19 protein-coding genes and 1 pseudogene are annotated in these 21,072 nt (G+C 37.5%); 5 read left to right on the forward strand and 15 right to left on the reverse strand.

The window, feature by feature from the left end; genetic code table 11:
• Nucleotides 1-73: 73 nt before the first annotated feature.
• Nucleotides 74-871 (forward strand): undecaprenyl-diphosphate phosphatase, encoded by a 798-nt coding sequence (locus GGG_RS0113365; protein WP_010115598.1) that lies wholly within the window; start codon nucleotides 74-76, stop codon nucleotides 869-871.
• A 55-nt stretch (nucleotides 872-926) separates the two neighbouring features.
• On the opposite strand, the gene GGG_RS0113370 is transcribed toward GGG_RS0113365, so the two are convergent.
• The 5 genes from GGG_RS0113370 to GGG_RS0113395 form a co-directional block, all read right to left on the reverse strand.
• On the reverse strand, nucleotides 927-1,862 hold the full coding sequence (locus GGG_RS0113370) for a hypothetical protein (protein ID WP_010115600.1): 936 nt from the start codon (nucleotides 1,860-1,862) through the stop codon (nucleotides 927-929).
• 195 nt (nucleotides 1,863-2,057) lie between these two features.
• Entirely contained in the window at nucleotides 2,058-3,116 is a 1,059-nt protein-coding gene (locus GGG_RS0113380; protein WP_010115602.1) for a YqaJ viral recombinase family protein, read from the reverse strand.
• Between the two features lie 175 nt (nucleotides 3,117-3,291).
• Nucleotides 3,292-4,323 carry a DUF932 domain-containing protein gene (locus GGG_RS0113385; protein ID WP_010115604.1) on the reverse strand — a complete coding sequence of 344 codons (1,032 nt, stop codon included), beginning with the start codon at nucleotides 4,321-4,323 and terminating at the stop codon, nucleotides 3,292-3,294.
• A gap of 22 nt (nucleotides 4,324-4,345) precedes the next feature.
• Complete coding sequence (locus tag GGG_RS0113390) at nucleotides 4,346-4,624, reverse strand: hypothetical protein (protein WP_029574587.1); 279 nt, start codon at nucleotides 4,622-4,624, stop codon at nucleotides 4,346-4,348.
• Nucleotides 4,625-4,727: 103 nt separating this feature from the next.
• A complete protein-coding gene (locus tag GGG_RS0113395; RefSeq protein WP_010115608.1) occupies nucleotides 4,728-5,636 on the reverse strand; it encodes an inovirus-type Gp2 protein in 909 nt (302 codons plus the stop codon).
• A 463-nt stretch (nucleotides 5,637-6,099) separates the two neighbouring features.
• Between GGG_RS0113395 and GGG_RS0113400 the strand changes: the two genes are divergently transcribed.
• Complete coding sequence (locus GGG_RS0113400; protein ID WP_010115609.1) at nucleotides 6,100-6,996, forward strand: hypothetical protein; 897 nt, start codon at nucleotides 6,100-6,102, stop codon at nucleotides 6,994-6,996.
• A 311-nt stretch (nucleotides 6,997-7,307) separates the two neighbouring features.
• On the opposite strand, the pseudogene GGG_RS21375 reads toward GGG_RS0113400, so the two are convergent.
• A pseudogene (locus tag GGG_RS21375) lies at nucleotides 7,308-7,430 on the reverse strand (integrase); the annotation flags it as partial.
• 50 nt (nucleotides 7,431-7,480) lie between these two features.
• Nucleotides 7,481-8,650 carry a hypothetical protein gene (locus GGG_RS0113405; protein ID WP_010115610.1) on the reverse strand — a complete coding sequence of 390 codons (1,170 nt, stop codon included), beginning with the start codon at nucleotides 8,648-8,650 and terminating at the stop codon, nucleotides 7,481-7,483.
• 149 nt (nucleotides 8,651-8,799) lie between these two features.
• On the opposite strand from GGG_RS0113405, the gene GGG_RS0113410 reads away from it, so the two are divergent.
• Entirely contained in the window at nucleotides 8,800-9,096 is a 297-nt protein-coding gene (locus tag GGG_RS0113410; protein WP_029574588.1) for a pyocin activator PrtN family protein, read from the forward strand.
• Here the strand turns inward: GGG_RS0113410 and xerC are convergent.
• Nucleotides 9,062-10,198, reverse strand: a complete 1,137-nt coding sequence (gene xerC, locus GGG_RS0113415) for a tyrosine recombinase XerC (RefSeq protein ID WP_010115612.1) — start codon at nucleotides 10,196-10,198, stop codon at nucleotides 9,062-9,064. The two genes, GGG_RS0113410 and xerC, sit on opposite strands and share 35 nt — an antisense overlap.
• A 131-nt stretch (nucleotides 10,199-10,329) precedes the next feature.
• Here xerC and dusA point away from each other — a divergent pair, with 131 nt between their 5' ends.
• Nucleotides 10,330-11,352 (forward strand): tRNA dihydrouridine(20/20a) synthase DusA, encoded by a 1,023-nt coding sequence (gene dusA, locus GGG_RS0113420; protein WP_010115613.1) that lies wholly within the window; start codon nucleotides 10,330-10,332, stop codon nucleotides 11,350-11,352.
• A 268-nt stretch (nucleotides 11,353-11,620) separates the two neighbouring features.
• On the opposite strand, the gene GGG_RS21380 is transcribed toward dusA, so the two are convergent.
• The gene (locus GGG_RS21380; protein ID WP_227500502.1) at nucleotides 11,621-11,851 is read right to left on the reverse strand and encodes a hypothetical protein; all 231 of its coding nucleotides are present in this window, start codon (nucleotides 11,849-11,851) and stop codon (nucleotides 11,621-11,623) included.
• Between the two features lie 117 nt (nucleotides 11,852-11,968).
• Nucleotides 11,969-12,739: a ThiF family adenylyltransferase gene (locus GGG_RS0113430; protein ID WP_010115616.1), complete on the reverse strand. Its 771-nt coding sequence runs from the start codon at nucleotides 12,737-12,739 to the stop codon at nucleotides 11,969-11,971.
• Between GGG_RS0113430 and GGG_RS21055 the strand changes: the two genes are divergently transcribed.
• The gene (locus GGG_RS21055) at nucleotides 12,738-12,875 is read left to right on the forward strand and encodes a hypothetical protein (protein ID WP_157998082.1); all 138 of its coding nucleotides are present in this window, start codon (nucleotides 12,738-12,740) and stop codon (nucleotides 12,873-12,875) included. The genes GGG_RS0113430 and GGG_RS21055 overlap by 2 nt on opposite strands.
• On the opposite strand, the gene acnA is transcribed toward GGG_RS21055, so the two are convergent.
• From acnA to GGG_RS0113460, 5 genes are all read right to left on the reverse strand, one after another.
• Entirely contained in the window at nucleotides 12,872-15,628 is a 2,757-nt protein-coding gene (gene acnA, locus GGG_RS0113440) for an aconitate hydratase AcnA (RefSeq protein WP_010115618.1), read from the reverse strand. The two genes, GGG_RS21055 and acnA, sit on opposite strands and share 4 nt — an antisense overlap.
• Before the next feature lie 179 nt (nucleotides 15,629-15,807).
• Nucleotides 15,808-16,629 (reverse strand): TatD family hydrolase, encoded by an 822-nt coding sequence (locus GGG_RS0113445; protein WP_029574589.1) that lies wholly within the window; start codon nucleotides 16,627-16,629, stop codon nucleotides 15,808-15,810.
• Nucleotides 16,629-17,594 (reverse strand): RsiV family protein, encoded by a 966-nt coding sequence (locus GGG_RS0113450; RefSeq protein WP_010115622.1) that lies wholly within the window; start codon nucleotides 17,592-17,594, stop codon nucleotides 16,629-16,631. Before GGG_RS0113450 ends, GGG_RS0113445 begins: the two co-directional genes overlap by 1 nt.
• A 136-nt stretch (nucleotides 17,595-17,730) precedes the next feature.
• On the reverse strand, nucleotides 17,731-18,495 hold the full coding sequence (locus tag GGG_RS0113455; RefSeq protein WP_034599531.1) for a hypothetical protein: 765 nt from the start codon (nucleotides 18,493-18,495) through the stop codon (nucleotides 17,731-17,733).
• A 138-nt stretch (nucleotides 18,496-18,633) separates the two neighbouring features.
• On the reverse strand, nucleotides 18,634-20,226 hold the full coding sequence (locus GGG_RS0113460; RefSeq protein WP_029574590.1) for a peptide chain release factor 3: 1,593 nt from the start codon (nucleotides 20,224-20,226) through the stop codon (nucleotides 18,634-18,636).
• Between the last annotated feature and the right edge of the window lie 846 nt (nucleotides 20,227-21,072).

Below are 21,072 nucleotides of genomic sequence, written 5' to 3' on the forward strand. Positions count from 1 at the left end.
CTCAGTGAATTTATAAATGCAGAAAAATATCTTAAAAGTGATGGCTATTATTATTCTGTGACTCACTTTATTTATGGATATAATTTCAGTACTTAAATCCTTATTTTTAGGTTTTATAGAAGGTTTAACGGAGTTTTTACCCATTTCCAGTACTGGTCATTTAATTTTATTTGGCCATTTAATTGATTTTCATTCAGACTCAGGCCGTGTCTTTGAAGTTGTCATTCAACTGGGCGCAATCTTAGCCGTTTGTTGGCTCTACCGTAAAAAAATTATTAATCTACTACATGGTTTTATATCAGGTGATTACCATGCGAGACGTTTTGCGATAAATGTCTTCATTGCATTTATTCCTGCAGTAGTGATCGGAGTTATAGCTGTTGATTTTATTAAACAAGTTTTATTCAGTCCTTCGGTTGTTGCATCTGCACTGATTATTGGTGCACTGTTAATTTTTGCTGTAGAAGCTAAAAATTTTAAAGTCCAAACCATTGAGGCAACCAATATTGGATTCAAACAGGCCATTGTTATTGGTTTGGTTCAATGTCTTGCGATGATTCCAGGGACTTCACGGTCTGGTGCAACCATTATTGGGGGGATGTTGGCGGGTTTATCACGTAAAGCAGCTACTGAATTTTCTTTTTTCCTTGCCATACCAACAATGCTTGGTGCCGCTACTTATGACATATTTCGCAACGTTGATGTTTTAACTTCAGAAAATTTATTGAATATTTCCGTAGGCTTTGTAACCGCATTCATCGCAGCTTTGCTTGTGGTAAAAGCCATGGTTAAATTTGTAGAAAAACATACTTTAAAAGTTTTTGCTTGGTATCGTTTGGTATTAGGTTCAATCATCTTATTTATTTGTTAATATAAGCAAAAAAATAAATAAACTAAAGAGAACTCGCTGTTCTCTTTAAGTTTTTTTAATTTACAACCCGTACATTCTGCTGCAAGCTTTTCTGAATCTCTTGTACAACACCCTCTCCCTGATGGAACTTAGGCCCTGATTTAGATCCCTTTTTGGTTCTAGTTTGCAGGGGTTCAGATTCAATAAGTTCATCTATATCAAACTCCTTAACTACCTCCAAGCCTTCCTCCATGTCTACGTCCATCCTTCCATTCGCAAAACCCTTCCTTGCGATAAAGTCCAAAGCTTCCTGATAAAACCCTGCTTGTTTACTCTGGTCATCCATTTGCTGCGCCTGAATAATCGCTTCATTCAGGCTAATACCCTCCCTTAAAGTCAGATCCACGTAATAGACTGGCTGACGATAGCTCTGTGTCGTACTCTTACCACGCAATATCAACTGCAATGGGAGGCAAGACAGCAAACCATTTGATGCCGCATGGTAATAACTCAGCCGTGCAGCCAAAGTTCGAATACTGTTAAACCCTGTAGTTCTAAAGATAAAAGTTCCAAATTCATCGGATTCATCCAAGTTCACATGCAAACGCCCATAGGGCTTACAGTTCCCTCCTTGAGCCAATGGACATAAATCAGGGGATGGACAGGAATGTTGCTCCACGCCTTGATTGGTTAAACGTTGGCAGGTTTCTCCATTACCGACACAGACCGGACGGCCAGTCTGTCGGTCAAATAAGGTGTATTCAGCACGTAGGTTTAAGTCAGGATCATTAAAGATCATTCTGACGGGGATGGAGCGCAGCTTTTGATTAGGAGTATTCGCTCGAAGCTGTTCATCCAGTGGATGTTTCACCCATCCCTCTTTGCTTTGAATCTGGGAAGTAATGGTGAACTGGTCATCCTTTTCCGGTAGGCGTTTGCCATTCTTTTCGATCATACGACCGATACTGATCCGTCCCAGGATTGGTGGAGTAATTGCTAAACCTTTAATCATGTTGATATTCCTTAATGTATTACTTTACAAATTTGGGTCTATGTATGTAGGTCGGAACAAGGACCAAATAAGTTACCCAAAGAATGTAGAGCCAGATAAAGTGCTACAGAAATCGCGACCGATTTGCTCTCTACCGAAGGGTAGAGAGCGGGGAGCGATTTTTGTGAATTTTTGATTGGGTGCTGTAGATAGGGCTTAGTCGGTATAGATGTTGAATCGACGACTGCCCTGCTTTTCAAGTGGATAAAGCTCGATGAGTTCAGGCTGGTGCTGAAGCAATGCTTTGGTATTGAGGCTGATAGAATCCTTGGCTTTCTTCCAGACTACTGAGCCATTTGCAAAGACTGCCCTTTCCTTGTCTTGCATCATCATCTGGATTTCATGTTTAAGCTGGTCAAAGCGTTCCTGCTGATGCTGAATCTCTTCTTTCATTTTGATGAGCTGATCGAACATCAAATTGGCATTTTCATTTTGCGAAAGATCCTCTACCGTTAAAGGTACATGCGCTGGATAGAGTTGTTGAATCGCTTTAGCTGCGGATTCACTGGCATCGACTGATGGAGGAGTATCCGTTTCCACGCATTCCCAGAAATATTGTTCTGCTTGAACAATATGCTCAATCACTGATTCAGACCGTGTCACTTTGAAGATCTTGGTTTCATGCCCACAAATAAGCACACAGACATGCGCTGCCTGTTTACCAGTTACGGCCAGTTGATGTTGCACCTGACATAGCACATATAAAGGCACACCATCACGCCACAATTTTGCTCCATGCTCACCTGCTGTTTTACATTCTAGGATCTGAACGTCATCACTGCCGACCACGCTGTAATCCAGATTGGCTAACATAAAGTGTTTATCGGGATCAGGATGCTGAAGTACTGCATTGATCCGTCGCACCTTGTTATGGGTGTGCATGCTATAGAACTCTGCCACCAAAGGTTCCAGCTGCTTGCCCCAATACAGCGGTGCTACACCTGAACTTTCATCTTCAATAGACTGAGCTTGACGGCCCGTTTTGATTAGCCACAGTTCCAGCATCGACATGTAGGGATTAAGACCACAGGCAGTCGCGGCATCACTACTACCGATACCTTGTTTACGAACTTCAAGCCAGTCCTGATATTCCATCCCTTTGGTATTAACCAATCGCTTGGCTGCTGTTGAGCGTTTGGTGGTGATGGTTGGATTGACTACGATCTTTGATCCTACCGTCGTAGGCTGATGGGAAATAGATACAATTTGATTCATGGAATTATCCTTATAAATTCTGATCTCTGTAAAAGAAATGCATAAAAAAGCCATACCCGACGCGAGGTCGGGTATGGCGATTTGTTTGCTGTTTTAATTGAGAGGGGTTACATGAGTGCTCTGATGAGCATTTGTTTGGGATGACTTGATTTCGACATAAGTGAGTCAGTTAATTTCAGGCGATCAAAGCAAGTGCTTGCTCTAATCCTCGTTGCTTAAGACCTGCTCCTGCACCAAACCAAGCTGAATCAAGACGGTGATCTGTACTCATGGCACGTCGTTCATGATCCACAAATTCCGTGATCGAACACAGTAAGCCATAGGCTGTGTCCTTGGTAGATGAAAGATCAGCCCCTCGTCCTTGCCCATTAAACATCTCTAAAGCTTTATTCATGGCACGACCATTCGGTTCAGGCTTTTTCTCCTGAGCTTGCTGCGCGACATTACGATAGAACTGAATAATGTTTTCTTCAGGATCGGAAATTGACATGGTGCTGTTGTTGAATACGGCATCAAAATAAGCTTTGGCTTCCTGCTGACTCACCTTACGCTGTGTGAGTTGTTTCATTTCATACATGTGCTCATCCCAGGCACGAACTGAAATACCCAATTGCTGCTTCACTTTCTCTGCATCAAACTTGGTGCTATGTGGAACCTTCACTACACCTGCACTACTGCTCTGCCCACGTAAGGCAATCGCCAAAGTGTTGTTACAGACTACTCGGATACTTGTGAACTGTGCTGTCGTTGCCAAGGTGCCATCACACGCAGTAGCCAGCAGGATATAACCATTACTGACATCCTTAGACTTTAAAGCGGTACTTTGCCCGGTACGTGCCAAAGCCCAGAACTTCTTCCCACCTTTCAAAACCCCTGCGGTTTCTAACTCAAAGCCAGATTGCTCAGTCAGATCCCGGTAGAACTCTAGAATCTCTTTAGGCTGAACTTCCTGATAACGCTGACTGACTACAGATAAAGGTGCATGGGTATCTGAACGATACAACACTCGCTGTTCTTCAAATGGCATGATAATGCTCTGACCACGCTCATTCTGTGCCATATAGCTGACGTTCGACGATTCAATCCGCCAGTCCATCCCGGCTTGCTGTGCCCAGACTTCCAGTGGTTGATTCGGACTCAGCTGATTACCGAGACCATGCCAAGGGGTTTCGCCCACATAGGCGATTTGTTCGATTTGATGTGCCATCGTTTTTATCTCCTATGCTAATTCAACGAAAGTTTTGCTGACATTGATTACAGTGATAGTAGGTCATGGTGATTGGCTTTTTCGGCTCATCAAACACACTACTGAATAGACCACCAATGACTACACCTGCAAGCCCGCCAAGCAGTGGTGATACAGGCAAAGGTAAACCCTTTGAAATGGATGCACCGATGGTTGCGAACGAAGCTGATGCTGCTAGACCTGTAGAATCAGAACCACTCACCTGCTGATTAACAACCTGAATGATCTGATCCGAAAAACAATAAGGACAATTTAAACTCATAATATATACCTCTAGAAATGACAAAAGCTCACCGATGGGCAAGCCTTGCAAAGTTAAAAAACTCGTTTTCATCTAGATAATGTATATCTGAGATTATTTTCATTTAGCGTCTATCATACTGCGCTCTTAACTGACCTTTACCAAATACTCTTCGTCCTTTTGGCTTTACACGTAAGTATTGAAGAGTACGTTTGTGATGATCAGCAATGTATTCCATTGCCTCAATGAAATTTGTCACTTGGATTGAATCACGACGATAAATCACACCGATCCCTAGCTTATTCTCTCTTCGAAGTTTCGCTACACGTTCACGGTTCCAGCAATTATAGCCTTGACCATAACCTCTAGTAATATCCCTCCATAGCTCAATAATTTCATTTCCCCAATATGCCGCGCTTCCATCACGATAGGCATTATCATAAATGATTGCTAAATGGCAATGAAAACCTTTACTTTTACCGCCTTGCTCCACTCCCCATATATACCCGATCACATGTTTAAATATGCCATCCTTATTCTGGATACGATTAAGCAGTATATCCAAATCATTATAAATATCTTCAACTCTGATGCGACTAGAATGTTCTTGTAAATAACCCAAGTCCACCCGAGCAACTAATATTCGGCTATATTTACCAATTATTGACTCACAATATTCCTGCACTTCAATTTTATTTTCATCTTTCTGTTTTTCGATCATCTTATAATCTTTTTCAAAATCCTCAGATAAATCTAAAAACCACGCTCTCATCTCTCTATACCCAATTATCTTTAGCTCATCCATAAGATCAAAATAATCGGAATCTATTCTCTGTAAGTCATATCTCAGAATTACAAAGAATTTAAGATAACCTGTGTATTCCTCATCAGGATCATAAATATCATTAAAGTCTAATAACAGATTAGTAAGCTGTGAATAGAATTCATCCCATTCCCTACTTCTTCTTTTTAGACATTTTAAGAAGTTCTCAATATCAAGTGTAAGTTGTGCCTGATTAATTGAAGCTCTCATGTTTGAACCTATGTGTGTGATAGTTACATAAGAGATAGGGAATTCAGTATATATATACGTTTTACTTCTTAACAAGGTATTAACTAATAAACGATTAGATTAATAACCAAAGCTTAAAATAAACCAAATTATCAGTAAATCAAAATAAAATATAAAACCTCAAATACAATTTTCCCGTATTTCACAAAGATTTTTTAATACCCTACCCCTCATTAAAAGCTAGAATTAAGGAATAAAATTAATTTTAGACTATATCGTTTTATTACCTAATTTTAGTTATAAAAAAATTAAATTAAAAACTTATATTGCCTAAACATTTTTTATTTATAACACCCTTATTCCCTAGTAGAAAGCTTTTAAAAATATAGTGCAAAACAAGGGGAAATAGAGTGAAAAACTTAGTAGAAAGTATTGTTTTTATTACCTAAAGTATGACGTAAGCTTTTTAAAAATAGGATACAAAATGCGCAATTCTGAACTAGACAATCTTAAATCACATCTGACACAACTTAGAGATGAAGATCTTATCTGGGCACTGTTTGTCTATCATCGCCCAAATATTGATAACAATCGCAGAATACGGGAGAGTAACGATGCTATAGAAAAAGACATCGCAAAACTGAACAGCCTAGATAAACTCAGGAACATAAGTAAATTTATAATTGATGAAATGAATAATAGTAGTGATGATGATATCTATTATTTTTTACGTGATTTAAAGGATTTTCAATCTAGAATCACAATACATTCTTTTGACTTTAATAAAATTAAAGATAATCAAAGATTCTTACAATTTGCATGCAAAGTCTTGAATGAAAAAGAAGGAGATCGCTTAATTTTAGATATAAAAAATCTATACTTCCAGCTCCTTTATCTGGCTTATACAATCCCTTTTTATTATGAAAATTCTAGATCAATTGAAAATATATATTATCGATTTGACAAAATATACACAAAATTCAACAGTCATTTTAAATCATCATGCTCTGATTTTTTTGTATGGGCTAAAAAGTATATTAATGAAAACTCAGAATTTAGGAGATACAGAAGAGATGCATCACATGTATCTGAATATGAGACTTTAATTAACTCAATATTTGATATTATCTATTATGAAGATGAAAATATTCACTATGCTTTAAGAAAAAAATTATCTAACGCGTGGTATCAAAAAAAGCACCGTGAGGAGAAAAAGGTGAAAAAACCTCACTATTACGCATTAACTAAAAGAGCTAGAGAAGCGTTGCTTACATTAGCTTTCAAGAATGGTCTGACCGAAGAGCAAATGATCGAAAGACTCATCAATGAAACCTATGCCAAAGAATGCTGTTCAGTCGATGGAGAAAACCTATATTTGTAAAAATAATCTTTCCACCAGTCACACCCAATCTAGTCCATTATATAACTAAGATTGGGTTTGTGCGTGCAGACCTAATGAAAATAGGTATCTTAATAAAATTTTATTGATTTAAGCTCATATTCACTTTGCTTAAAGCACTTTTAAACGGCTTTGTTGCACAAAGATTTCATAACTATATGATTTAAAAAGTTTTGATTATTTTTTGATCCAAAGTTAAATTTATTTAAATCAGATACTTACATATTTATACAACAAAGCCTCGGTAGTGTAAAAATGACCCCCTAACGGCATTTAAAAACTGACCCCCTTGGTTAATATTGCGCTCGGTTATATGCCGAGCGAATTCTATTCTTTGGCGCATGAGCAAGCTGGCGTTCAATGACATCTGAATTAAACTGATTCGAATCATTTACAACTGGACTGAATAGCGCTCTCAAATAGTGTTTGTTTATTCAACCTGTATAAATAAGCATGCTCTAATATTTTAAAGTTTAGCCTTAGCTGCTTGTAACTGCTTCTTAAAGAATGCATTAGAATTTGGATTATAGTAAAAATCATGAATGAACACTCTTTCATTCATTCCATACATTTTTTCTTCAACCAAGCATTCTACAGTTATACGTATAAGCGTGTAAATGTCATAGACACGATCGTAGCAGTCAAATATAGTTTTTTCAGACACAGAGAAACCAAAGTCAGCTAATTTTTTTCTTGCGAGCTTGGCACATGAGATATCCGAGTCCACAATATATTGAGGGGACTCTTTGAACAATGGTTTATCGAGATTATTACCTTTCTTAAGTATCAAATGCCATGCACCGATTAAGGCAATCCAATTAGCCGAACTATCTGAGAAAATGGGATTATGTCCTAATCGCTCTTCAATATTTATTAGAAACTTCTTCAGATCATTCTTAGTCTTTAGCTTATAAAATCCATCATATTCAATCCCCTTTAATGACTTGGCCTTCCCCCTAGCCTTAATGGCAGCTGCTACTTTTTCATAATCTTCCAAATCATTTAAGTTAACAATCTGATCTTCGGAATAATACTCTGCAATTAAGTTATTTTTAAAAATGTCAAACTCTAGAAATAACATCGCCCTATAGAAAAGTTTATTTAAAAAACTCTCATTGATGACTTTATTCTTTTTTTGATATTTAGCTAATGTTAAAAAATTAAAATCTAGAAATTTACTAAGCACCCCTATAGTTATATTATCGTACTCAAAATATAGAACTTGACTTACAATTTTAAAAGCAGCAGCACTAGTAATTGACTGGATTGGAATTTGGATTAATACTTCATCTAAATCTTGCTTATAATGTTCTATTTGAAAACCCAATAACTCTATTTGTTGAATTAGGTAGGCACGATATTTTTCTTGCATTTTAAAATAGATATCATCTTTAATTAATTCACCCTTTCCAAAAGTTAACTCAAAATCTACTCCTATTAATAACAAATGTTTGTAATGTTCCCTTATCAACGCGCCTTCAGACCTTCGATAAGCCAATAAATCAATAGCTGCTAATAACTGACTATATATACTTGACTTCTCTTCTGAGAAGCCCTGCATGGCTACAACATCATGAAAATATAAATAATCTAATAGTCTGACTGTGCTGTTTTGAAAATCGTTAAGTTTTGGCATAAGTGTGTATTCTTAAAAAAGTTCCCCTTATTTCAGAATTATTACCCATTTCATCTTATTTACAATTATTTCAGTTGATTTAGTTACCTAGACCTTAGCTCTATGTACTAAGAATTCGAAAAATTAACATTCTTTTAAAAGGTTCCCAAATGAGTACAGTAAAAATGAATTTATCAGACTATTTATTCATGCAATTTAAAACCATGACTCCCACTCTTGAACAAGTGGCAGCCATGTATTACCCCCATCTAAGTAAAGCAAAAATATTAGAAAAAGCGAGAAAAAAGGAATTTCCATTTATTTGCTACAAGATAGATGAAAGTCAAAAATCACCATACTTAGTTGATATTTTTGACTTAGCTTTTGTTTTAGACAAACGTTACAACGAACAAGCTAAAGAGTATGAAATTTTTACGAAGTCAGCTCTAACGAATTCTCAAAATTAAGGGTCTGTTTTCTTCGTTTAACCGATACATACCTTTCCAAACTCCCCCATGAATCGTGCAAACTAATTTGCTGTATCTGGGGGATAGTGAAACCTTGCTCAGCTAAACGGGTACACCCTTCATGTCTCAAATCATGGAATTTTAAATCATCTATTCCAAGCAACTTACAAGCTTTTCTAAATTCACCACCTATTGTTTTTGGACTAAGAGGTATCAGATATTCATCGCCATAGCCTCTTTTCAACATTCTAGCTCTAACTTCCTGCTCCGATAAAAGCTCAATAATTTTTTTACACTGAGGTAATACATTAAACTCCTTATGATTCCCTTTAGAGCCCGTTGGGTTTTTCAAATCACGTATTTTCCATGAGTTGTTATGCCTGTCAAAATCTATTAATTTCATTCGAGTGATTTCCGCTTCACGTCTACATGAGTAGATCGCAAACCAGATAATTAAATGCATTGGATAGCTATAGTTCGGATTACGCCATTTTTGTACAAAATATTTTGTAAGTGCCATCAGCTCATCATTGGTCGGGAGCCTATCTCTTTTCTGACTTGAAGAAATTTGGCGTGTTTTTCGTAATTGCGCTGTCGCTTTGTCAAAGGCATTTAGATCAATATCTATATCCCACATCACCGCTGCATGAGATAGCACCCCTCTAATATGTAACAACTCATGCTGGAGTGTACTAGATGCAACAGGGTCAAGTCCTAGATCTTCAATGCCCTTTTTGCGTAGGGCCACGTGTTCAGCAATATGAGTCGATTTAATTTTTGTGATAACATGCCGCGCGATTGGAAACTTCTGAATAAGTTTGAGTGAATATGTTTTAGTTCGTCCATACTCAGCTCCCACTTCCGCCAAATATTTCGAAATAGCGTTAGAAAGAGTTAGATCTATTACATCTTCTTGACCAAACAAAATTTCAGGATTTTCTTCTATTTCAGCTTCCCTTTTTGCTAACCAAATTGCTGCAACTTTCTTCGATCCAAATGTTTTACTTTCTTTATATATTGGTAAATCTTTTCGATTGATTCGAATTTCAGCACGATAGCGTATTGATCCATTGACTAACTTACGCTGCGTGATTGTACCCATTTTTACGCCTTATGATATTTTTACTTATTATGGCGTATTTATGGCGTAAATCAAATTTTAAAAAGAGCAAAAAAAGATGAAATAGATGCAAATAAATTCAACACAACACTGATTCAATAGGTTGATTTTCAATGAGTATTTTATCAAAACCAAGCAACACACAGAATCCTCGAATCAGTGTTGCACCGATGATGGATTGGACGACCAAAGACTATCGTTTCTTTGCGCGTCTATTTAACCCAAACGTCATTCTTTATACAGAAATGGTAACGACAGGTGCTATTTTATTTGGTGGTGCCAATCGACATCTCGATTATAACAATGAAGAACATCCAATCATTTTACAACTCGGTGGATCTAACCCTAAAGACCTTGCAACCTGTACCAAAATGGCACAAGACTGGGGCTATGATGAAGTCAATTTAAATGTAGGCTGCCCAAGCGACCGTGTACAAAACAATAAAATTGGCGCATGCCTGATGGCAGAACCTGATCTTGTCGCTGAATGTATTGCTGAAATGCAAAATGCTGTCGATATTCCAGTCACGGTAAAACACCGTATTGGAATTGATGATATGCAGTCTTATGAAGAAATGCTGCACTTCGTCGATACTGTAGCAAAAACAGGCTGTAATAATTTTATCGTACATGCCCGAATCGCATTGCTTCAAGGATTATCGCCTAAAGAAAACCGTGACGTTCCACCACTGCGTTATGAAGATGTCTATCGTTTAAAACAAGAACGTCCAAACCTACTGATTGAAATTAATGGTGGAATTAAAACTTTTGCAGAAACACAAGCACATTTAGAACATGTCGATGGTGCCATGATTGGTCGTGAAGCCTATCATAATCCCTACCTTTTGGCTGAAATTGGTCAATTGTGGAATTTAGAGATGCCTGATCGTTTTGAAATTATCGATCAAATGCTGCCTTATATTGCAAAGCGTATGCAAGAAGGTGCGCCATTGTCGATTATCACTCGTCATATTTTGGGTTTATTCCAAAATCTTCCTGGTGCACGTAAGTGGCGTCAGGCTTTAAGCGGTGGCAATGCTAAAACTTTTGCAGATGTTGAAAATGCGATTCTTAACATCAAAGAAGCGATGAAACGCACTGAAGATTACTTAAAAGAACACAGTGTTGCCCAGTAACTTAAACGTTGATCTGCAATAGAAAAGCGAAGCACCTACTTCGCTTTATTTTGTCTTTATTTTATAATCGTGTACATGGTTTTACTAAAGAACGCTTTTGGATATTGGTGAAACATTTAATTTTTTTGGTTTTAAAATCATAATGATAAGAAATATATTTCCCTGAAAGATACTCACTGACAATTGGTGCTTTTCTAAAATAGGTTGTGGTAATGCAACTGTGTAAATCAGATGTAGGATTCACTTTGATCAGCTCAACAAATTGAGTTTACTGACGAATTTGATCTTGTAATTTTAAAATACGATTCATATTTTGGAACTCTGCGGACTGAGTAACTTGTTGTATATTTTTAAAATGACAAGCCTTGATCACATCATCATGATATTGATGCATTGACCAAACCAATAATGACTGCATATCACTCATCATTTCTTTAGCTTCATTAACTTGATTTTTAATATAAAAATGACGAACCGTTGAATAAATAAAATATACCATTCCGAAAATCAAAATTATCCCGAGAGCTAGCGTTTTAAAATCTAGTTTAGGACGATCTGAAAAATGAGTCATGATATTGATCTACAAGCTTAACTTAGCAATAAAAACAACAAATCATTATTGTTTGGCTTTAATCTGATCCAGTTTCTTCAACACTTCCGCTACAGCGATCATGGCAAAACTTGAAGTCACAACCACCGCAGAACCATAACCACCACAACGTAGACCTGCACTTGCACAGACATCAGCGCTAGAAAATGGATTATCAATTGAATAAACACAAGTAATGCCAAACTTCTCTTTCGGCTTTTTACAAATCCCTTTCGAGCGTAATTGTGCACGTAATTTTGCTAGCATCGGATCTTGTTCTGTCTTTGATAAATCAGCAACACGTATTTTAAGTGGGTCGAGTTTTCCGCCTGCGCCACCTGAAACAATCAGCGGAATTTTATTAAAACGGCAATGTAGCATGAGTGCTAATTTTGCTTTGACATCATCAATACAATCTAGAATTAAGTCTGGGACATTTTCTAAAATTTCTTTCACATTTTCAGGTGTTAAATAATCTTCAATTAAATTAATTTTGATGCGTGGATTAATTGAGCGGCAACGTTCTGCCATCACTTCAATTTTTTCATGTCCCAAAGTAGAAGTCATCGCAGGCAATTGTCGATTGATATTCGATGCTGCAATGGAATCCATATCGACCAGTGTTAATTCACCAACACCTGTACGTGCCAAAGCTTCCACTGCCCAAGAACCTACTCCGCCAATACCGATCACCATCACATGACTTTTCTCATAGTGATTAAATGCATCATCCCCATAAATTTTGGCTACACCTGCAAAGCGGCGGTCATATTCATCATCTTGGAGAAGGTTGGTCATGTTCTACATCAATTCAAAAGTACAGCTTAGTATTTTACTCATTTATCTAAAAGGTGTCTTGTCTAAGCGCAATAAAAAAAGCCCTGCAAGATCAGCAGGGCTTGGAAAACTGAAACTTAAAGTCGATCTATTTTAAGAAGCAATCAAATTACGCAAGACATAATGCAAGATACCGCCCGCTTTAAAATATTCCACTTCATTCAAGGTATCAATACGACATAACACTTGGAAATGATCTACACGGCCATCTGCGCGTTTAACTTCTACCTGCAATATTTGATTGGGTTGAATGTCATCCGAAAGCCCAAGAATTGAAAGCTGTTCTTGCCCTGTCAGTTGTAGGCTTTGACGTGTTTGCCCTTCTACAAACTGCAAAGGTAGAACGCCCATTCCAACTAAATTGGAGCGGTGAATACGTTCAAAGCTTTCAGCAATTACCGCCTTAATGCCTAATAAATTGGTTCCTTTGGCAGCCCAATCTCGTGATGAGCCTGTGCCATATTCTTTACCAGCAATAATGACCAATGGCGTACCATCATGTTGATATTTCATGGCTGCATCATATATCGCCAGTTGTTCTCCTGTCGGAACATAGAGCGTATTCCCTCCTTCAGCACCACCTAACATTTCGTTTTTAATACGAATATTGGCAAATGTTCCTCGCATCATCACTTCATGGTTACCACGGCGAGAACCATAGGAGTTAAAATCGCTCGGTGCTACACCTTGCGCCTGTAAGTATCGCCCTGCGGGACTATCCTTTTTAATATTCCCTGCGGGTGAAATATGATCCGTAGTGACTGAATCACCTAAAACTGCAAGAATTCTGGCATTTTCAATGTTCTGAATGGCTTTGATCGGTTGATTGATTTGATCAAAGAACGGCGGGTGACGAATATAGGTTGAATGAACATCCCATTCATACGTTTGACTATCTGGAATTTGAATAGCTTTCCATTGATCATCGCCTTCAAAAACAGCAGCATATTCCTTATGGAACATCGCCGTATTTACTTTTTGTAGCACTTCATCAATTTCAGCTTGAGATGGCCAAATATCTTTTAAATAAACATTCTGTCCATTGCCGTCAACCCCTAAAGGCTCAACCGTAATATCATTTCGAATCGTCCCTAATAATCCAAAAGCGACGACTAAAGGCGGTGAAGCCAACCAGTTGGTTTTGACTAAAGGATGCACTCGCCCTTCAAAGTTACGATTCCCTGAAAGTACAGAAGCAACATTTAAGTCATAACATTGAATTGCATCTTCAATAGGTTTAGGTAATGGCCCTGAATTACCAATACAAGTGGTACAACCATAACCCACCAAGTTATATCCAAGTTGATCTAAATAGCTCATTAAACCCGATGCTTTCAGATAATCAGTCACAACTTTCGAACCCGGAGCCAATGAGCTTTTCACCCAAGGTTTACGTTGTAAGCCACGTTCAACTGCTTTTTTAGCCAATAAACCTGCTGCTAACATCACACTTGGATTCGAGGTATTGGTACATGATGTAATCGCTGAAATCACAACATCACCATGCACTAAAGGATAGCTTTTACCATTAATCACGCAGTGTGGATGTTCAGCTTGTACCGCCGATTGCTTCGCATCAACTGCTGTTCCTGCCCCACCTTCATTGATTAGACGCTCTTGATCATTCTTGGTTGGTTTGAGATCGAGTTCGATCAATTTTTGGAAAGTTTGTGGAATATCGGATAATTTAACACGGTCTTGAGGTCGTTTAGGCCCTGCAACACTGGCTTCGACTGTACCCATATCTAAAGACAAGGTATCCGTAAAAATCGGTTCGTCCCCAGCATGACGCCATAAACCTTGTTCTTTGCAGTAAGCTTCAACCAATGCGATACGATCCGCATTTCGCCCTGTTAAGCGCAAGTATCCTAAAGTCACTTCATCAATGGGGAAGAAGCCACAGGTTGCACCGTATTCAGGTGCCATATTGGCAATGGTAGCTCGATCAGCAAGTGGTAAATCAGCTAAACCATCCCCATAAAATTCAACGAATTTTCCAACTACACCTTTCTGACGTAACATCTGGGTAATGGTTAAAACAAGGTCTGTTGCAGTGATACCTTCTGGTAATTTTCCAGTTAGTTTTAAACCAATCACTTCAGGAATCAGCATAGAAATTGGCTGTCCGAGCATTGCGGCTTCAGCTTCGATTCCACCAACGCCCCACCCCAATACGCCTAAACCATTGATCATAGTGGTATGAGAATCTGTTCCGACTAAGGTATCTGGAAAAGCAAAAGTTTCACCATCATGTTCATTTAACCAAACCACTTGAGCTAAATATTCAAGATTGACCTGATGGCAAATCCCTGTTCCCGGCGGTACGACACTAAAATTATTAAATGCTGATTGCCCCCAACGCAGAAATTGATAACGCTCGCCATTGCGCTGCATTTCAATTTCGACATTTTCAGAAAAAGCATTTTTATTTCCGAAATAATCAACCATCACCGAATGGTCAATCACTAAATCCACAGGTGATAATGGATTGATTAAATTGGGATCTTTCCCTGCATCTTGCATTGCTGCACGCATGGCAGCTAAATCAACAACTGCAGGCACACCTGTAAAATCCTGCATTAAAACCCGTGCAGGTCTGTATTGAATTTCTTGATCTGAGCTTCGTGTTTTCTGCCAATTGACAATGGCTTCAACATGCGCCTTATTCACCGTAATATCATCTTCAAATCTCAGTAAATTTTCCAGTAACACTTTGAGTGACTTGGGTAATCTTGAGATATCACCTAATGTAGATTGGACTTCTTTCAAACTGAAAATTTGGTAGTCTTCCGCACCTACCTTTAGATCTTTTAAAGCCTTAAAACTATTGATATGACTATACGTTGCCATAGGTGAATCCTCCGGCTGAGCATGATTTCCATTCGAACTTTTATTATTCAGGTTAGTACGAGGTACAACACTATTCTTCTAATGTAAGCCAAATTTTAGCTATTCGTGTTATGAATTGGTTATTTTTCAAATTTACGTTTTTTAGACTTAAAACAATTCAAGCAGGCTTTATGCAGATTTTATACAGACAACGCTAACGCCGTTAAGGAGTTTTGCCATAACTGCTGTGCAAGCTGTTGTTGTGGCATCGCTAATGTGTTGGCTAAACCCTCTAAGACATAAGGCAAATTTACAGGCGTATTACGAGTGCGATGTTCTGTTGAAGTCTGACAACACAACGGCGTCATATCTGGGCAATCCGTTTCGATGACTAAATGCTCTGCACCAATTTCTTCAACTACACGATGTAGCTTTTTGGCATTTGGATTAGTGATTTGTCCTGTTACACCAATTTTAAAACCTAATTTAATAAAAGCTTTAGCTTCTTCAACACCACCACTAAAGGCATGCGCAATTCCACCATTACTAAATTGATGCTGTTTTAACATTGCCAATACTTCCGCATGAGTTTTGCGAATATGTAAAAGAATGGGTTTATCAAATTGTTGTGCTAATTCAATCTGTGCTGCAAAAAAATCTTTTTGCTTTTGGAAAATATCAGCTTGTCGATGTTGCTTTAGAAAAGTGTCTAAACCAATTTCACCCACTGCAACACAATCATGGGTTTTAAGAATTCGTTCTAAATCATTTAAATATTCAATTTGATGTTGCTCAATATAAAAAGGATGCAATCCCGGAGCAAGATAGCTTTTAGGTGCATCCACTAAACGATTTAAATAATGATGCGTATCAATCAAATCATTAAATCGTTCATGTAAAAAACCAATCAAAACTAAGCCTTCTACACCAACAGCTTTTGCTTGATACGCTAAAGCTTCCCGATCTGCATCAAAATCGGGAACATCAAAATGGGTATGCGTATCAAACAAAGACAAAGTCATTATGAAGCGGCTTTTGCATTTGCAACAACAGACGATGCGGGTTGATCTACTTGCATTTCTGCTGGGAAATATTGTGGTTTTAATACGCCTTTTAATTGACTATATGGAATCGTTAACCGTGGTAATCCAACCACATAAGGCCCAATATCATACTCACCATATTGTAGGATTAAGCCTTGTTTCCCTAAATAGAAATTGTCAGTTAATTTGAATTTCCAAGCTTGTTCATACTCAGCCACATTTTCAGCAAGCTTAGAATCTATAACCCACACTTTAAATGCACCATGAGCCAATTGCTTTAACTTGTCTTTTTGATTTTCTTGAAGAATTTGATCTAATTCAACTTGCTTCTTGGTTTTTAAATCGAAGTTAAAATAAGTTTGTGCAGAAGAACCATGCGCCCCACCTAAAAAACTACTGCTATTCAATACCACTGTAGCCAATGGCAGTTCCGCATTTAAGATTTTTGGACTGATGGTTAAACTCAGTTGACCACTTGCACCTAAATTTTGTAATTCTTTCTGTAACTCAAGAAATGAGTTCACATAAGGCTGTACTCGATCCTGCATTTGTTGGGCAGATGTTTTGCTGGCATTTTCCTGTATTTCACTAGCAGAAGATTGATTTTGCTCGAAATCTTTTTTAGATTTATTGACTTGAGCGACATCTAAAATACGATCTAAATTACTCAAAATCGCTTGGTCAATAATTTCATCAACAAAAGGTTGATTACTGTGCAAACGATCCACTGAAAATTCAGGACAACTATTACCACTGCACTCAGGCAAAGTAAATTTGAGTTTTTCAGTATCACCCTGTAAAAGCATTGATGTATCAACAACTTGTGATGTTGCAGTTTGATCTACAGATTTATCTGTATTTTTAGGGTCAGTTTTCTGACACCCCATCATTCCTAAAACAACGACCAATATTGATAATGCTAAAGTGTTTTTTTGATTCAACATCTCACAAACCTATCTGAGATTTAAAAATATCTATATTCAATAGCCTATTCTTCTCAATGCAAATCCTCAATCAAAATTTGTATCGAATTAGAACATTATTGAAAATGTAAAATTACGTTTTGATACAGACTAAACTTTAGAACATTTGTTGATAAACATCTGCTTTTAAAATATTTTTAGTCTGTTCTTTACTCAAATAAATATCAAGTTGTGTCCCGTCTTTCACAATTTCACTGGCACGATAATGCAATCCCACACCTTCACCATCAAAGAACCAATCTGCTTGCCCCCAATACAACTTTTTCGGTGCTTGTTTTTTAACATCAATATCCTGTTTTTCTAGCCATTCTTGATATTTATCTTGCACCCAACTATTCAATACATTCTGTTGTTTAGGCTGAATCACATCTAGAATACTCAATGCTTTTTTTAACTTTCTATCCCCAACAAAGAAATACTGACGCTCTTTAATGCTGACATCAGCTTGTAAGGTATTAATTGAAACTTGTAGTAAAACATATTGATTACGCTGTGAAGCCATACGTGTTTGCATATGCAATTCAAAGGCTTTATTTTTAGGAAATTCAGCTTGCCATGCATCCGATTTTTTCACAAAAGCATTAATCGCTTGCTGTAAAGTCATGTTCTGCTTCGAATCAATTTGCGCTTGAATCACCTGTGATTGATTATTGGCAATCCACTGATTCAACCATGCATCTTGTGTGTTAATGGTTTGAATGTCGATTTCAATACAGTTTTTCTTTTCACAAAATGGTACTGCATAATCCGCTTTTGCTTCCTGAATATTTAAATAAGGCAACACTTCAGCGACATCTTGCTGTGTTTGTTGTGCCTCAGCATTGGTTTTATCTTTTTTAGAATCGCACGCTACAAGTAACAGCGTACTTAAACACAATATTGATGTTATTTTTTTGTGAATTGCATGACACAAGTCCCGACTTCAGAAGCATAGTATTCTGATACAAAAACAGCTTCACTAGGAAGCTGTTTTTACATTTTTAAATGGGTTTATCCAAACTTAGTGCTCTCTTGTCGCACGGAATTGAATATCAGGATAACGTTCTTGCATCAATTGTAGATTGACACGGCTTGGCGCAAGATAAGTTAAATGACCACCGCCATCGACTGAAAGTTGGTCATGTGCTTTTTTCTTAAACTCGTTGAATTTTTTCTCGTCATCACACGATACCCAACGTACGGTATTGATGTTCACTGGCTCGTAAACACAATCCACTTTGTATTCTTCTTTCAAACGATACGCAACCACATCAAACTGAAGTACACCGACTGCACCAACAATTAAGTCATTGTTGATTTGTGGCATAAATACCTGTGTTGCACCCTCTTCAGAAAGTTCTTTTAAACCTTTTTGAAGTTGTTTAGATTTCAATGGATCTTTTAAGCGGACACGGCGGAACATTTCAGGTGCAAAGTGTGGAATACCCGTAAAGTGAAGGTTTTCACCTGATGTAAAGGTATCACCGATTTGAATGGTACCGTGGTTGTGCAAACCAATAATATCACCCGGCCATGCTTCTTCAAGCTGCTCACGCTCACCTGCAAGGAAAGTCAATGCATCACTGATTCGTACATCTTTACCGATACGTACATGATTCATTTTCATGCCTTTTTCATATTTGCCTGAGCAAATACGCATGAAGGCGATACGGTCACGGTGTTTTGGATCCATATTGGCTTGGATTTTAAAAACAAAGCCAGTAAAACCATCTTCTGTTGCATCTACAGCACGTTCTTGCGTTGGATGCGCTTTTGGTTCTGGTGCCCATTGAATAAACGTATTCAATACATGGTCTACAGCAAAGTTACCTAAAGCTGTACCAAACAATACAGGTGTTTGACGTCCTGCTAAAAATTCATCATGATCTAAAGGATCATTAGCCATTTGAACAAGTTCTAAAGACTCTTCAAATGATGCAAATGCCAACTCTCCAACACGATCACGTAAGTCAGGATAGTCATAACCATCACGAATTTCGATATCTGTAATCGTCGAGCCAAAACCCGCTTTATAAACATAGAACTTATTTTCTAACAGGTTATACACCCCTGCAAAATCACGCCCTGTACCCATTGGCCATGTTAATGGCACACATTTGATTTTCAGTACATTTTCAATTTCATCAAGCAATTCTAATGGTTCACGAATTTCACGGTCCATTTTGTTGACGAATGAGATGATCGGTGTGTCGCGCATACGACACACTTCCATCAATTTAATGGTACGTTCTTCGACACCTTTTGCACCATCAATCACCATCAATGCTGAGTCAACTGCAGTTAATGTACGATAAGTATCTTCTGAGAAGTCTTCATGTCCCGGTGTATCAAGTAAATTGATCACGTGATTTTTATAAGGGAACTGCATTACAGATGTGGTAATCGAAATACCACGTTCTTTTTCCATTTCCATCCAGTCAGATGTTGCTGCACGATCTGACTTACGGCTTTTTACCATTCCTGCGATTTGAATCGCTTTGCCCCAAAGTAACAGCTTTTCTGTCATTGTGGTTTTACCCGCATCGGGGTGGGAAATGATTGCAAAAGTCCTACGAACCTTTACCTGACTAGCTAAATCTTCTTTAAACATGATAAAAATCTACAATATGTACACAGTTATGTACACATTTCTAAATATGTACTTAAGCTGAAAAAAGTGAGAATTCAAAATTGACGTAATTGTAGCAGATTTATAAGTTTAATTTACCTACCTTTACTGAGTCGCAGATAACAATCCTAGGATGATGTTTCGTAGACAACATGGCTATTTTGTTTTTATACTCTTTACTGTTATCCAAACCTTTAAACTATATTTAGAATAAAGTTTAAGAAATTAAAGAGAATTCTACAGAGTAATTTAAGAAAGTTAAGGTATTAATTAGCATGCTGATATTTAAAGCAATACTCTATTTTTAAGATGCAAATAAAACATCTTTTTGTCAATATCATTAAATTTGATGAGCTTTTTTAGCACAGCCCCAAAATGATTCTATGGCGTTGATATGACGTTCTTCATAGGCGAATTCATTGTTACCATAATTCACTATTAAGTGCTTATAAAAGCCCATATCTACTAAATTAGCACATCTTCTCCTGCCATCATCAAGGCCTATATGACATTGGATAATATCTTGTAATATATAGCTTTGGACCACTTAAGTACAATTCCTGTGTATGCTTCCCTTTCACTTGAGCAAGTCAAATACAATAGTTTTTCTAGAAGCACCTCGTCCTTACACTGCAGTGCTGCTCATACATAACGAGCACCAAAATAGGGTTTATCTAATTCAATAATATCTTGAAAGAAGGTATTTCTTAATATTTGACAGCAATTTTTTACATAGATTGATGTAAATCCTGTAATAGAACACACAGGAATATTAGCACATTTTTTGCAGCATCTGATGTCGTAAAATCTATGGTAAAAAACGAATGATTT

Source organism: Acinetobacter sp. P8-3-8, from assembly GCF_000214135.1.
Classification (GTDB): domain Bacteria; phylum Pseudomonadota; class Gammaproteobacteria; order Pseudomonadales; family Moraxellaceae; genus Acinetobacter.

Excerpts from the sequence above, each read along its gene's own strand:
- GGG_RS21055 (WP_157998082.1), top strand. The coding sequence starts at position 12,738 with ATGTTCTACATCAATTCAAAAGTACAGCTTAGTATTTTACTCATTTAT.
- GGG_RS21380 (WP_227500502.1), bottom strand. The coding sequence starts at position 11,851 with ATGGTATATTTTATTTATTCAACGGTTCGTCATTTTTATATTAAAAAT.
- GGG_RS0113380 (WP_010115602.1), bottom strand. The coding sequence starts at position 3,116 with ATGAATCAAATTGTATCTATTTCCCATCAGCCTACGACGGTAGGATCA.
- GGG_RS0113370 (WP_010115600.1), bottom strand. The coding sequence starts at position 1,862 with ATGATTAAAGGTTTAGCAATTACTCCACCAATCCTGGGACGGATCAGT.
- GGG_RS0113430 (WP_010115616.1), bottom strand. The coding sequence starts at position 12,739 with ATGACCAACCTTCTCCAAGATGATGAATATGACCGCCGCTTTGCAGGT.
- GGG_RS0113400 (WP_010115609.1), top strand. The coding sequence starts at position 6,100 with ATGCGCAATTCTGAACTAGACAATCTTAAATCACATCTGACACAACTT.
- dusA (WP_010115613.1), top strand. The coding sequence starts at position 10,330 with ATGAGTATTTTATCAAAACCAAGCAACACACAGAATCCTCGAATCAGT.
- GGG_RS0113390 (WP_029574587.1), bottom strand. The coding sequence starts at position 4,624 with ATGAGTTTAAATTGTCCTTATTGTTTTTCGGATCAGATCATTCAGGTT.
- GGG_RS0113410 (WP_029574588.1), top strand. The coding sequence starts at position 8,800 with ATGAGTACAGTAAAAATGAATTTATCAGACTATTTATTCATGCAATTT.
- GGG_RS0113405 (WP_010115610.1), bottom strand. The coding sequence starts at position 8,650 with ATGCCAAAACTTAACGATTTTCAAAACAGCACAGTCAGACTATTAGAT.
- GGG_RS0113365 (WP_010115598.1), top strand. The coding sequence starts at position 74 with ATGGATATAATTTCAGTACTTAAATCCTTATTTTTAGGTTTTATAGAA.
- GGG_RS0113385 (WP_010115604.1), bottom strand. The coding sequence starts at position 4,323 with ATGGCACATCAAATCGAACAAATCGCCTATGTGGGCGAAACCCCTTGG.
- GGG_RS0113450 (WP_010115622.1), bottom strand. The coding sequence starts at position 17,594 with ATGTTGAATCAAAAAAACACTTTAGCATTATCAATATTGGTCGTTGTT.
- xerC (WP_010115612.1), bottom strand. The coding sequence starts at position 10,198 with ATGGGTACAATCACGCAGCGTAAGTTAGTCAATGGATCAATACGCTAT.
- acnA (WP_010115618.1), bottom strand. The coding sequence starts at position 15,628 with ATGGCAACGTATAGTCATATCAATAGTTTTAAGGCTTTAAAAGATCTA.
- GGG_RS0113395 (WP_010115608.1), bottom strand. The coding sequence starts at position 5,636 with ATGAGAGCTTCAATTAATCAGGCACAACTTACACTTGATATTGAGAAC.
- GGG_RS0113445 (WP_029574589.1), bottom strand. The coding sequence starts at position 16,629 with ATGACTTTGTCTTTGTTTGATACGCATACCCATTTTGATGTTCCCGAT.